7 protein-coding genes are annotated in these 13,241 nt (G+C 62.1%); all 7 read right to left on the bottom strand.

Features of this window, described 5'->3' with window-relative positions:
* Positions 1–402 (bottom strand): hypothetical protein (locus PLJ71_03860; protein HQM47795.1); only part of this gene is annotated, 402 nt, incomplete at its 3' end.
* Positions 399–1,088, bottom strand: a complete 690-nt coding sequence (locus PLJ71_03855; protein ID HQM47794.1) for a hypothetical protein — start codon at positions 1,086–1,088, stop codon at positions 399–401. The genes PLJ71_03860 and PLJ71_03855, both read right to left, overlap by 4 nt.
* A 28-nt stretch (positions 1,089–1,116) precedes the next feature.
* Complete coding sequence (locus PLJ71_03850) at positions 1,117–2,388, bottom strand: hypothetical protein (protein HQM47793.1); 1,272 nt, start codon at positions 2,386–2,388, stop codon at positions 1,117–1,119.
* 403 nt (positions 2,389–2,791) lie between these two features.
* Entirely contained in the window at positions 2,792–5,938 is a 3,147-nt protein-coding gene (locus PLJ71_03845) for a glycoside hydrolase family 38 C-terminal domain-containing protein (GenBank protein HQM47792.1), read from the bottom strand.
* A 45-nt stretch (positions 5,939–5,983) separates the two neighbouring features.
* Complete coding sequence (locus tag PLJ71_03840) at positions 5,984–6,649, bottom strand: hypothetical protein (GenBank protein HQM47791.1); 666 nt, start codon at positions 6,647–6,649, stop codon at positions 5,984–5,986.
* A gap of 87 nt (positions 6,650–6,736) precedes the next feature.
* Positions 6,737–11,422, bottom strand: coding sequence for a glycoside hydrolase family 38 C-terminal domain-containing protein (locus PLJ71_03835; protein HQM47790.1), 4,686 nt, complete (start codon positions 11,420–11,422; stop codon positions 6,737–6,739).
* Positions 11,423–11,629: 207 nt separating this feature from the next.
* Positions 11,630–13,231, bottom strand: coding sequence for a YhjD/YihY/BrkB family envelope integrity protein (locus PLJ71_03830; GenBank protein HQM47789.1), 1,602 nt, complete (start codon positions 13,229–13,231; stop codon positions 11,630–11,632).
* Positions 13,232–13,241 lie beyond the last annotated feature (10 nt).

Raw genomic sequence — 13,241 nt, 5'->3', positions numbered from 1 at the left:
CGTGTCCGCGTCGTCGGCCACGGTCTCGTTCTGCGCCGCGGGAATGTCTATTGCGCCGCCGTCTACCCTGCCCGAGCTGCCAACCGTGAGTGCATCGCTCACCTTGGCGTCGGTAACGGAATCGTCAAGGAGCTTTCCCCCGTCGAGAAATCCTTCCTGGGTCGTGATTACCTGGCCGGGCGCTCCGGCAGTCAGACGCCCGCGGGCCGTGAGGTCGCCCTCGATCACGACGTTCCCGTCGGAGAAGAGGTCGCCGTTCGCTTCAATATCGAGACCCCCGCCGCTATCGCCGTACCCGCCGCCGATGCGCAGCTCCTCAAGATACCGTGGCGCGGCGCTCATACCCATCAAAAGCACGCCCGCGAAACACGCGCCGTACGTCCATCGCCGTTTCAGCATCATTCGTCCTCCCACAAACCACCCGACCACATTTCGATGGGCGCGTGAAAGTCGCGCCGGCCCGCCGCGAGTGCGTCATCGAGTTCGAGTGCTCGTGTACCCGAAACGAAACGGGTTCCCTGCGAACCCGAAGCGACCACCGACCCCTCGATGACCTCGAGCACATCGCGCAGCACGCAGTGGCACAAAGCACTGTTGTAGCTGCGACCCGGGACGTGGTCGCAGGTTCTCAAGTCCTTGCCGCACGCCGAACACTCGGGCTTGCGGAACGAGAAACCGATCGACGTCTCGCGGTATACCCCGCCCTCGATGTTCAAAATGAAATCCTGGTTGTCTTTCGTCCGCAACACGTACACGTCCGGCCGCACGGAGAGCCGGTCCTCGTCGCGGTGGAGTTGCGAGCGGAAGAACGTGCCGCGGGGCAGCGAGCCGCGCACGTCATGGCGTTCCATGAGCGGGCGGCCCGGCACCAGCGCGTTGATTCGCGCCAATTCATCTTCGGGAAAGCGGCTGAAATGCCGGTCGATCTGGTTATTGCACAAGTCGAGCGTGAATACGGCGAATTCCTCGTGCGACAGTGGGCGGAGCGTGAAGGAGTTGACCTCCTCGAGCGCGTCGTGCAGCGTACCGCTCGCGCGGGTCCCCACGAGGGCCCCTTCGTGCCGGAAAACAAACGGTTCCAGTTCCATACGAGTTCCTTTCAACGGTGTTCGTGCCTCAGGAAACTTTGATGCCAAGCGATTCCGCGGCTTTCTCGTGCGTGATGAAGCCCGCGTCGCGCAGCAAGACAGCGTTTTCGATTTCGCGGCGGCGCGCCTCCGCTTCCCGCACGATATCCGCGGTGCGGTGGCTGCGCATGTGCACTTTCGCCTGCGCGCTGCCCCACATGAGCGCCAGCTCGAAGTTGTAAAGCCGTTCGAGGAGGCGTTTGACGCACCGGTTCACGGACATCACCTGGCGGGTGATGATCTCGAACTGCGCCGTGCCGTAGGTCTCGGTGGTGCCGTAATTCCGCCCCAGCAAGATCGGCATCAGGTGCATGCCCGTGATGACCTGTTCCTCGATGGCCTTGTGGTTCTGGTAGAAGACCTGCGACCGCTGCTCCCCGCGAACCAGGGACACGCTCACGTTGTCGAAGGTCACCAGGTTCTGGTCCGTCTCGATGTTGCTGAGCTTCTTGCGGAGATTCTCGAAATTCGCCTCGATGCGTTCGCGATAGGCCTCAACGGATTCCCCGCGAAGCCGCTCTTCCGGCGTGTACTGCACGTGCAGCTTCGCCCAGCCCGCGTTGTGCGTCGCCTTCGCCATGTCTTCGAGCAGGCGCTGCTGAATCTTGACCACGAACGGAATCGCGCGCAGCATGGACCGCCCGTATGGATTGGTGCCGTCGCGATCAAGCCCCACGTAGACAAACCGGTCCTTCGACAGAGGGATCTCCCGGCCCTCGTGAACCTGGTACGGATGCAATCCGTCCTTCTCGCGCCGGAACCGCACGGTCCACACGTCGACGGGCACTACGTCCCAGATCGATTCGCGGCTCTGCGACAACACGATCTCTACGGCCGCCGCCCCGTAGGTGAACAGCGAGGTGTAGAAAATGTCGAGCAGGCCGTCCATCCCCCGGTCGCCGCTGTTCACGCGCTTGTTCAAGTCTTCGAGGAGCCGTTCCGCGCGCTTCTCCGCCTGGGACGAGGAGGAATTCACGACCTCGATGTCGTAACCGGTCTGGCACAGCCGCTTCCATGTCCAGACCGCGTCCGAGATGTCGGGGATGGCGTCGCGCAGGAAACGGTACACCTCCAGCATGTAGAAAGGCGTTTCGTTGGGCAGGCGAATAAAACCGCCGACGGCCCCCTGCAACCGCGTGACATCCTCGGGTACCGCAAACGTGCGCGAGGGAATCTCGCGAAACGTTTCCGCGCGCATTGGCGCCTGCGCGCGCGTGTCACGCCACGCCCTGCTCCAAAACCGGTCAAACCAGCGTGCCATATCCGTTCCTCATTGTTCTTCAACCACTTCCGCCTCTTTAGGGCGAGTGTTGCCCGTGACCGCGCGGCAGCTTTGCACGGAAATGGTTGAAATACAATGTATTACGAAATGAGGAACGGCCCCGCGAAGTGGATGTCAGACGGCTCCGGGACAGGGCACACAGGCGGGTTTTCCCGCCCGCCCCCAACGTAGGGCCGGTTTTCCTGCCGGCCCATTGATCGCGCCGCGGGCGGACACGCCCGCGCACCTTGATGTCTTGGAGACCTTGCGGTCGTAAGAGTGGCGCGGTCGGGAAACCGCGCCACAGCGGAACGCCCCTACCCTCGGGGCGATGGCGCCCCCCGTCAGCCACGCGGGTCTCGGCCCTGTCAATCCCGGGGCGATCTCGAGAAGTCCCGCCGGGCTAGTCGAAGACGATCCTGAGTGTCTTGATCTCAAAGGGCGCGACCGGAACAGTCACGCTACGCCGCCGGACCTTCACGGGCAGCTCACCTTCTTCGAGAAGATTGCATTCGCAGGCCTGCTTGACGCGGCGGTCGAACGTCAGCGTGGTTTGACCCCGGCTATTGCCCGCCTCGTACAAACGCATGATGACCGCGTCACTGTTTTCGGCTTTCTTGACCGTTTCCACCACCACGTTCGGATTGGATACCGAGCAGAACCGTATGGCTTTCGCCTCTGCCGCGCCGTGCCCAGCCGTGACGAACGACAGCGGCACGTTCAGATTGTACGCTTCGCGCACCACCTCGTCCGCCATGAACCCGCCCAGGTGCGGCAATAACGCGTAGGTAAACGTATGTTCGCCCCGGTCTGCTTGCGGATCGGGCGACACCGGCGATTTCAACAGGGTCAGCGACAACATGTTGTCGAGGGTGTCGTGGCCGTACTTGCCATCATTCAACAACGCCACGCCGTAGTCCCCCTCGGAAAGGTCCACCCATTTGTGCGCACAAACCTCGAACTGCGCCCGATCGTGCGGCGTGTTGCTGTGCGTGTTGCGGATAACATGCCCAAACTGAATCTCGCTTCGAAACACCGGCGCGTTCAGGTCCAGAGGAAATCCCACCTTTAACAGCGTGTGCGTCTCCTGCCAATCCACCCGCGTCTTGAAATCGATCCGCGGGGAGGCCGCATAAAACGTCATCTCCTGAACCAGCTCCGACCGGCGGCCGATTTCGTACGTCGACCGTATCGTTATGAACAACGGCCCCTCCGTCACGACCTCGCGTGAGACCAGACGGTCCTGCGGGACAACCTTGTCGCGGTAGAAGAGATCGATGTCCCACGCATCCCAGGTGACGGGCACGTCCTCGGCCGTATAGAAATCATTCAGGCGGCGCCCCTGCTTTACCAGCTCGCGATCCACGGAACGATCAATCAAGCTCGTGATCTTCCCCGACGCATCGAACTTCACTCTGTAATAAGGCGTCTCGAGGGCGCGGTCATGATTCGCGAAAGGCGACATCGGCGCATCGGCCCCTTGCCGCAGATAGATCGGCGCCACGCTGAGCGCGTCGGCGGTCACGGCAATGGCCAGCCCCCGCGTCTTGCCGTCACACACCCATTGGCAAGGAACGGGTTCCCCGTCGGCGTCGTCCACAACGAGCCCCTTGTCGCATTTGACGAAGATCAACCCCTCACGCGCCCACGAAAGGCTGTTCGAGACCAGATACGGGGTCCCCGTCCTGCTCGTGTCCACGTGTTCCGCCAGAGTCTTGAGGGCTTTCCGCTTGAGATTGCCGAGGTCTTTCTCCATCCCTGCATACGCCGCTTCGGCGTCATCGTAAACCCGCCGGATCGAAGACCCCGGCAAGATGTCGTGGAACTGATGGGTCAGCAACGTCCGCCAGAGACGCTCGAGCTTCTTGGCAGGGTACTTGAGCCCGTACCGCATCGCCTGAACCGACACCAGTTCGACTTCGCGCAACAGAAGCTCGAGCCTGCGGTTGTGCCGCTTGGTCCGCGCCTGGCTCGTGTACGTGCCGCGATGTGTCTCCAGGTAAAGCTCGCCAACCCACCGCGGGCGTTTCACCTTCTGCTCGCGCAACCGCGCCAGAAACTCCGACACATTGACGAACGCCGTCTTGACGCATCCCTCGAGGTCGTTCATCCGGCGAGCCCGCTCGCACATCTCCCGCGTGACGCCCCCACCCCCGTCTCCGTATCCGATCGACGACAGCGTGGCGTCCTGGAGCTCTTTTTGCTGCACCTGGTCCCAGCAGTCCTTCGAAATCTCCGGACCCACCTCAGCGTTGTAGCCGCCGTTCCGGCAGGTGATGTAGTGGGTGAAAACCTGGCTGCCGTCGATACCCTGCCACCAGAACGTGTCGTAGGGAAACCGCGTGGTGTCGTTCCAGTTGATCTTGCTCGTAACAAAGTTGAGGATGCCGCATTTCTTGAGAATCTGCGGCAATGCCGCCGAATAGCCGAACACGTCCGGAAGCCAGAGCGTGTCGCTCCTGTAGTCGAATAGCTCCCGGGTCTTTTTGTGTCCTTCGAGGATTTGCCGCACAAGCGACTCGCCGCTCGTAAGGTTGCAGTCGGCCTCGGCCCACATGCCGCCATTCGGCTCCCAACGGCCCGTCTTCACTTCCCCCTGAATCCGTTTCACGATGTCCGGGTACTCGCGCTGTATCAAATCAATCAGAACCGGCTGCGACTGCAGAAACCGCATCTCGGGGTAATGGTCCATCAGGTGCAGCATGCCCGAGAAGGTCTTCGCCGCTTTCCGGGTCGACTCGGCGATCGGCCAGAGCCAGCCCACGTCAATATGCGTGTGCCCCGCCAGGCCCACCATCGGGGTGGTCGGGCCATTCGGCGCCGCCAACAAGGGCGCGAGGATGCGCCCCGCCAGCTTCGCCGCTTCTTCCAACTCGCCATCGCTCTCCCAGTGGATCGGAATCAGATCCATGGCGCGGTTCAATTCGTCGATGATGCGCGCGCGCCGCAACGAGTTCGTATCGAGCGTAAGAGCGGTCCGTAACAGAACGTCGGCGCCGTAATGCAACGACGCCGTGGCTTCGCGTTCAACGACCAGTTCGCTGGCCTCCAGTTCGAGCGGAGGCGCCTGGCCGGGGTCGGCGCCCGTGAACTGATGAAAATACACGTAGGGATTGGTAGGCCGCACGTTCGGAATGCGGTGGCCCGTGTATTGATCAATGTGAAACACGAACCGCTCGCGGCCCGTCGCCGGCGCGGCCAGCAGCGCCTCGCGATGCCAGGGGTTCATTCCCGCGAAAGGCTTGCCGTTCACGAAGAGGAGCTTGTCCGCAAACGAATCCATGCGGTAGTAAACCCGCCGCCCGGCGCATTCCGGCGGGATGCGCGTCTCGCCCCGGAACCACACCGTTCCCCATTCCTGGCCCCACCGGCTGCCAATCGGCGCCGCCTTGAACCGCGGCCCAGTGTCACTTTTCGTGCCCGGGGGCACCCGCAGGTGCTCCATCGTTTCCGCGGCCTCGAGAGGAACGTCCGCGGCCTTCGCATAACGCCACTCGCCGAGCAAGGCTATCCGCTGTCTCAGTTTTTCTATGGCTTTCGGCGGGATCATTACATCTCCTCTGAGATAACGTTTCGTATCATGTGCTGCCGCGCCCTATTTAGCGATGGTGAGCGGAATCCGGGCGCGTAACGGTTCGCCGTTTTCTCCGTTCACGGGGTCCCCGTATGCGTCGTACGCGGTCACCTCGACGTGGTGCTCTCCTGTGAGCATCTCGGCGGGCAGGCTCACCGAACAAGTCCAAACGCCATCTTTTGCGGCGCCATCGCCGTGCGTACCGTCGTCATAGAGGTCGGCATGCGCGTTCTCAACGCCCACAATCTGCGCGCCCATCGTGTCGATGGCCCGGTTCGGGTCCACCGCCAGGACCGAAATGGTGACGCCGGCCCCGGGCGCGGCCGTGGCGGGCTCGACCTGTCCCTGGTACAGGCCAAGCTTGTCGGCAGGGACCGGTTCCGCCGCGGCGGCTTCCTGCTCTTGTGCAGCGGCGGCCGGGGCCCCGGCGCCAACGACATCCTTCAAGAGGTCGCTGTCGCGAACAACGCTATGCACTTCCAACCGAAGCGGCTGCTCCGCCTCTTCCGGAGACGCGAATCCGAATCCCATGTTGCGAAGCAATTCGAGCACGGGCAGCATTTCATGCAGTGAACCCGAAATGGACACCGTTACCTCGGGGTCTGCGCCCGATGCCCACGCGCCTCCAATTGACATCCCCGCCATCAGGGCTACGATCAGCATGCCGCGAATCTTTCCGTTTACCATGGTCATACCCCTTTCCCAATCGCTAGTCATCATCCCGAGCTTGAGTTCCAAGCGTCTTCAAAACTACGCCATCCGGAACGGGCCGCATCACTTGCTCCGGCGTGTTCGCGCTTTCTCTTCGAGCATGCTATTCCACTTGCGCGCGTACATCAAGCGGCGCCCGGGACGCCGGTCGCACCGCGCGAGCGTAATGCGGCCGTTGCACATGAGTTTCGCCACGGCCCAATACGAATCCGGCCGGCCGGAAGGCTCCAATCCCGACCCCAAGACTCGGAACCGCAGTGTCGCCGTATCTCCCGCGTTAACGCTCACGCCCTGCGTTCGCGGCGTGATGGACAGCAGCGAATAGCCGCCCGCTTCCTTGAAAGACCATGCTTCGAGAGGCGCCGCCATGGCCACCTCCGCGTCGATCGCCTCCCCCGTACGGTTGGTCAGCCATACCACAATCTCGCTGCCCGCGTTCTCGGTTTTCATGGCCAGATCAAAGGCTTCGCCGATCTCCAACACGTCCTGGAAGGTCTGGCCATCGAACTCGCAGCGCAGTTTCACTTGCCCGGCCGCGTCACGGGAAGGCCGCGTCACCAGCACCTCTTTCGTGCCGTGCTCAAGCGGGGGCAGATCAAATTCGAGCGTGCCCGCCGACGCCTGCCATCCCTTCGGCACGCTTACGGCGGCCGTGACCTTGATGCCGGCATCGGTGAAATCGTTCACCGCGTTCACTTTGACCCTCAGAACGCGGCCATCCTCTTCCTCCATCACCTCCCGGCCAAGCGTGCAGGTTACCGCTCCATATCCCATCGGCATAGCGCCGGCGTCGTGCTCCCACGAACGAACCCATACCGGCTGGACCGGCTCGGCCTCTGCCCCAAGCGGGCGTTTGCCTCCTTTGGCCGCAAACGCGTTAGGAACGAACCCTGCCGTCTCGATCGAAAACGGCGGCACATGCAGGTCCAATCCGTCTTCGCGCACGGGAAGCGGGCGCAATTCTTCTTCGAGCAGGTTCGACAACCACCCGCGTGTCATGCCGCTCGAAAAAGTGACCCGCGCGTTCGTGTCAAGACCCTCGGTGTCGTACAGACGCAAAATAACGCCATCGGCCGCATTCGATGCATGCGCCCGCTGAAACGCCGCCATCGGGTTGCCAAACGGTTTCATGGCCTCGAGGATGATGTTCCTGGGCGCAACGGTCAGAAAAGCGTGTTCCGGCGGCAGGGCCGCTTTCGCTGCCGGCTTCACCTCGCGGGCTAGAAGCGGGAAATTGTACTCGTACGCAACGCGCTGCGTGCCGGCCTCCCGCCAATCCCCGCTGTGCGGATACAACGCATAGCGGAACACGTGGTTCTTGTTCTCGGGAACAAGGTATCCTTCGCTGAAATTGTTTGCGGCTCCATACCACCGGCACGTATGGCACAGCATCATGCACAGCGTGCCTCCCTTTTCCAGGCTGTTCGCATAGGTGCCTTCGTTCAGCATGGCCACGCCATACTCATCGATTTTGCCGTTCCAACCCGTAGCGTCGCATTTTCCCGGGATCCGCAAGAAACCGGTCTCTCGGAAATCGGCCAACAGCTTCTCACAGGCGGCCGACAGGTCCTTTTGGGTCTTGCCTTCCACCACCAGTACGGGAACAGGCCCCCACGAAGCGTCCTCCAATTCGGAATCCGCGGCGAACAAATACGCGTATCCCTCCTCGTTGAGCTGCTGCTGAAACTCCGCGACCGTCTTGGCTTCCTGAAGGTTGAGCACGTGGTTCGAGTAATGGTTGTTGCGACGAACACCCAGCGAGATTCGGAACCGCGTGTACAAGAGGTCATCGTCCATGTGGTCCTGATACGAGCCCCAATGCGGACCGCCTTTGTCGTGCCACGGTGTACACGTTATGCCTTTTTGGATCAGCGCCCGCTGCAATTCCTCGCCCGTGCGCACCACCTCGCGCGCCTTCGGGGTAACCAGTCCCACCATACTCAACGCATAGGCGTTGCGCCCGGCCTTGAGCTGCGCCGAAACCCCGCACTCCATCCATTTGTTGGCCGCATACACCGCGCAATCGCTGAACATCGCCATCTGATGGGTGCGGAAATCGAGGTGGTTCTTGCTCCCGTTGCGCGTGACTACCCCGAACCGCTCATCGAAAACCGGCGCCCCGCCCTTCACATCCACCGGGAACGTCACGCAAAACAGATGATCTTCGCCCTGGTAATCCTCGAGGATCGTCTTGAAATCGATCCGCGCAACGCCTTTCGTGAGCGTAATCTCCTGGGTCACGCCGCAAAGATCGCCCAGCCGGTACGTGACCCGCAACGTCTCGGTAACGGGACCCCGCAACGCCACGACCCCGGCTGGAACTTCGCTCGAAAACAGCTTGAGACCCGTCGTGTAGAACTCGTGCTGGGTTTCTTCGCGGTCCGCGACCTCATGAAGAACCGCAATCTCATTCCCCACATGCCCTCCCTGCTGCAAGACCTCGCGCTTCGCTTTCTTGTCGTACAGGCTGACGATGCCGCCCCCGCGCGCCGGGTCGACGGTGATCTTGTAGTACTTGTTTTCGATGGTGGTACGGCCCACTGTGACCTTGCGTGTCTTTGCAGTCCCGCCCGAGGCCATCAACTGGTAACGCCGGTACCCGAGGGAAGGCATGTTTTTCGCTACGAACGAAATCTGCGCTTCCGCGATGCTGCCGCTGCGGTTGCGCACCGCCTCGAGCATCTCGAAAGGCACCTCGTTCCCGTTGTGGTCGGCGAGCGCGAAGCTGTCCATGCCGCCCACGTTAATCCGCGCGCGCACGACGTCCGTACGTTCCCACGCCACCGGGTTGAACACCACAAGGGGCCGGTCAATCCCATCGGATTGGACCGCTCTGCCGAGATAGTCGAGCGTGCGGTCGAGCGCGTCCGAACCCAGTTCAAGCACCTCACGATACGCATTCATCAAGTCGACATAAGAGATTTCGTTATGCGTGCCGGTGATCGAGTCATGGTGCTGCCCGCACAGCAGCTGCCGCCACGCCTTGTCGAGCGCACGGTCCGGATAGGCCGCGCCCAGAAGGGTCGCGATCGTCGCAAACCGCTCCACCATGAGCAGCATGTTCTCGCCCAGACGGTTGGCGATCTTCAGGTTGATGCGCGACATGGCTGTGGCCGCATGGTAAAGCGACATGTCGCGCGAGGTCACCGGCAGGCGCGCACCGCTGTCGTCACATTGCCGGGCAACGGTGTCGAACAGGTCCCGGTATGTCGCCTGTTTCACTTGGGGCATCAGGGTTTCGTGCCAATCCGTGGGCGGCGTCTGCTCGATGTCGCCAACCACCACCGACAGTCCCATGTCAGCCGCTTCGCCCCATCCCCAATCACCGCGCTTGTGAGGCAATCCCGTACCGTCCAGCGAGAGGTGCTGGAACAAGGGCGGAAAGTTGTAGATGTACTTGTCCCAACTCACGCCCATGCATCCAGCCTTCCGCGCGATTTGCGACAACTGGTTCGGGTGGCCGAACACGTCGCCGGGCGCGTAGACATGGCAGATGCGCCCCAGCACGCGCCCATGGAAAAGCTGTCCGTAAACGAAGTTCCGCACCAAGGCCTCGCCCCCGCAATTCATCTCGTTGGGCTGGTTATACATCACGTCGGAATTCGAGCGGTTCTCGCGGAATACCTGCATCAGGGTCGCGCGGTCTTCCGGAAACACGTCAAAATAGGGCTTGAGATAATCCACCTCGGACAACGTCGACCGGAAATTGGGGTCTTCGCGGTGCAATCTGCAGTACTGGCGGACAATATCGAACGCCCCCATGGCATAGACGCGCTGCTCTTCGTGATAGGTCGTATCGAAATGGAACGATGTCAACACCATCTCCACGCCGTTCCGCTTGGGAGGCGAGACCGCCTCGTACGCGAAAGGTACCGCAAGCTCACGGCCGTACAGCCGCGCTATGACTACCGCCTCGACACGCTTGCCCGCGGCCGATGGCGGCGCCGGCAAGCTCATCCGCACCGGCGTGATACGGTTCGGCGGCAAAACCACCTCCATCTTTCCCTCGGCGCCCAGCGCCTTCGCCGCGCATATCATCGAAACCCTTACATCAACGTTGGACATGTTCACCACCGCCGCTTCGATGACCTGACACGGCGTCTCGGGCGAGCCGGTGAACCGCGGCAGCGCCCGGATTCGTCCCAGCGCGATGGGCATCCCACGCTCGCTTGCCAGCGGCAAAAGGCGCACGCCGTGCACACGAAAATCGATCCCGTCAGCGATATACCCGGGACGAAACTTGACCAGCAGCAAGTTGCGGCCGGCCGTCAGCGAGACGATCTTGCTGGGCATGGTCACCCGCACGCCCTTGGGAATGCCGTACGGTTCGTTGCAGACCAGATGCCCGTTGAGCCAGGCCTTCATCCCCGAATGATAGGCATCGAGCAGCGCCGCCGTCTCCGCCTCGCACTCCACAAACGCCGCCGCGTAGATCACGCAGTTGCGCTGCACGGTCTCGTAGATGGCATCCCCCGCAATCTGATTCCCGTCGAGTTCCGTACCCGGGTATGCCGTCCAACGGAGCTGCTTCGGGCCCAATCCGGCGTTTTCATGCACGCCCCCCGGCTCCGGCTGCACCCTGGCCTCGCCGCCGTCCGCCGCCAGATAGTCGATATCGAGGATGCGGTCCCGCTCATACAGATACTCGCGCTCGAATTGCCAGCCCGTCCTGACCACGAACGGTCCCAACACCATCCAGCTGGAGATGGAATTCCCCGCTGCAAGTTCCGAAAGGGAATGGACGTCCATCAGGCGCTCCTTCACATCGCCGCGGACCCGCCGGGCGCGAATTTCTTTTCCTGAACGTTCGGGAAGGCTGCCTGTTTTCACTGTGGCCGCGGCCGTGCCACACCCCGCCGGCAATGTGCCAGCTCGTGGGCATTCTCCCCGAACCTCAAGCTTAGCTTTTTGCCGCAGGCCGCTCAACCCGCACCAGCGGACCGCTCTCATCCCGGGTTACGGCTCGGTGGGACCTTCTTGCGGCCCATCCTCGGCGGGAGCCGATGGCGTGTCTTGGCTGGAGGGGCCGAGGTGAAAAACTTTGATGGCCTCCTCGATGGTCATATTTATGACGCCCTGTTCGCGTTCGTGGATCTTCTCCAGGAGGGGCTTCATAGCGTCGTCGTCGCGCAGCGCCGACGGGTCGCGCCCATGCTCGCGCATCGCTTTGAGAACGTCGCCCACCGTAATCTTGTCAATCGAGCGGGCGGGCTGGTACCGCACAGGGTCCGTGTGGACCTGGCGCAGCAATCCCGCCTCATCGAGCTCGTCCAGCGTATCGTTCAGCAAGCGGACGGGGACGTTCCATTCGGTAGCGCACTCGGCGGCGGAAAGCGGCGGGAGCCCGGCATCGAACCGGCGGCTCACCTCGGTGACGGCGCGCAGGCCAATCGCTTCCTTGTACGCGTAGCTGGCGCGCTCGGCGAAACGTTCCATCGCGAAGGTCTTTTCGTACTGGTAAGCGAAGGTGATCTGCGCCCCGAAAAGAATGATCAGCCAGCAGGTGTATATCCACGCGAGGATCAGGGGGATTAACGCAAAACTGCCGTAAAAGAAGTTGGCCCGCGCGACCCCCCACTGGAAGTGAAGAAAGGCCTTTGCCGTGAGTATCCAGATCGTGCCCGCGATGATCCCGCCCAGCAGCGCGTAGCGGACGGGCACCTTCGTGTTCGGAACGACGCAGTATACGATGGCCAGAGCCAGCCAGAGGGCAACGTAGCGCGCGCCGCTGAGGAGAAGGCTCAATGGGCCCCACGCCAAGTCCTCCGTCTCGAGTGCCGTGGTCAATCCGACCACAAAGGCGACCACAAACGGCAGTATCAACACGATAAGCATGTAGTCGGTGAAGATTCGGAACCACGATCGGTTGCGTCGTGTGCCCCAGATGGCATTGAACGCCGACTCGATGCCGTACATCAACCCGAACACCGAGCAGAATACGAACATGACCCCGAGAAAAGTCCCCATCGCCGTGCTGTCGCCGCTCTCCTCGACCATTTGAAGGATGACTTTCAGAGGGGTGTCCTTGCCCAGCGTGCCTTGAACGCCGTCGGGTGACGGCACGCCCTCCAGCAACCATCCCAGCGCCGATTCGAGCAATTCGCGGTTCCGGAGGGAGCGGTCGTCCGCGCTTCTCGGGGCAGGAACAGCGGCAGGGGCCGGCCCCTGGCCGGGTTCGCCCGGTGGCGCAGTTGCGCTCTCGGGTATCTCGCCGGAAGACTGGTCACGCACGACGCCCACGCGTTCCGCATAGTCATGGATGCTGTTCTCGAGCACATCGGTGAGGCTCTGGGCCAGGTCGAAGGTCTGCATGATGAAGAACGCGAACGCCAGAAACGGCACGATCGCGAGGATAGTGGCAAACGCAAGCGAGGAGGTCCGCAACCAGATCACGTCGCTCATGAGGCCTTTAAACAACAGAATGGCCACCCGGACATGCTTAATCACGAATCCGCTGGGCACCTGCTCGCCGGGTTTGCCAATGCGCCACACATCGTACGTCACAAACCGGTGCCCCCGCTGCAGGGCTTCCATGAGCTCTGTTAGAAACTCGCGCATAACTTCATGC

This window comes from Candidatus Hydrogenedentota bacterium, assembly GCA_035416745.1.
Classification (GTDB): Bacteria; Hydrogenedentota; Hydrogenedentia; order Hydrogenedentales; family SLHB01; genus UBA2224.
Note: the sequence above shows the minus strand (reverse complement) of the source record. Positions and strands in the feature narration are given on the sequence as shown.

Excerpts from the sequence above, each read along its gene's own strand:
- PLJ71_03830 (HQM47789.1), bottom strand. The coding sequence starts at position 13,231 with ATGCGCGAGTTTCTAACAGAGCTCATGGAAGCCCTGCAGCGGGGGCAC.
- PLJ71_03855 (HQM47794.1), bottom strand. The coding sequence starts at position 1,088 with ATGGAACTGGAACCGTTTGTTTTCCGGCACGAAGGGGCCCTCGTGGGG.
- PLJ71_03835 (HQM47790.1), bottom strand. The coding sequence starts at position 11,422 with ATGGACGTCCATTCCCTTTCGGAACTTGCAGCGGGGAATTCCATCTCC.
- PLJ71_03845 (HQM47792.1), bottom strand. The coding sequence starts at position 5,938 with ATGATCCCGCCGAAAGCCATAGAAAAACTGAGACAGCGGATAGCCTTG.
- PLJ71_03850 (HQM47793.1), bottom strand. The coding sequence starts at position 2,388 with ATGGCACGCTGGTTTGACCGGTTTTGGAGCAGGGCGTGGCGTGACACG.
- PLJ71_03840 (HQM47791.1), bottom strand. The coding sequence starts at position 6,649 with ATGGTAAACGGAAAGATTCGCGGCATGCTGATCGTAGCCCTGATGGCG.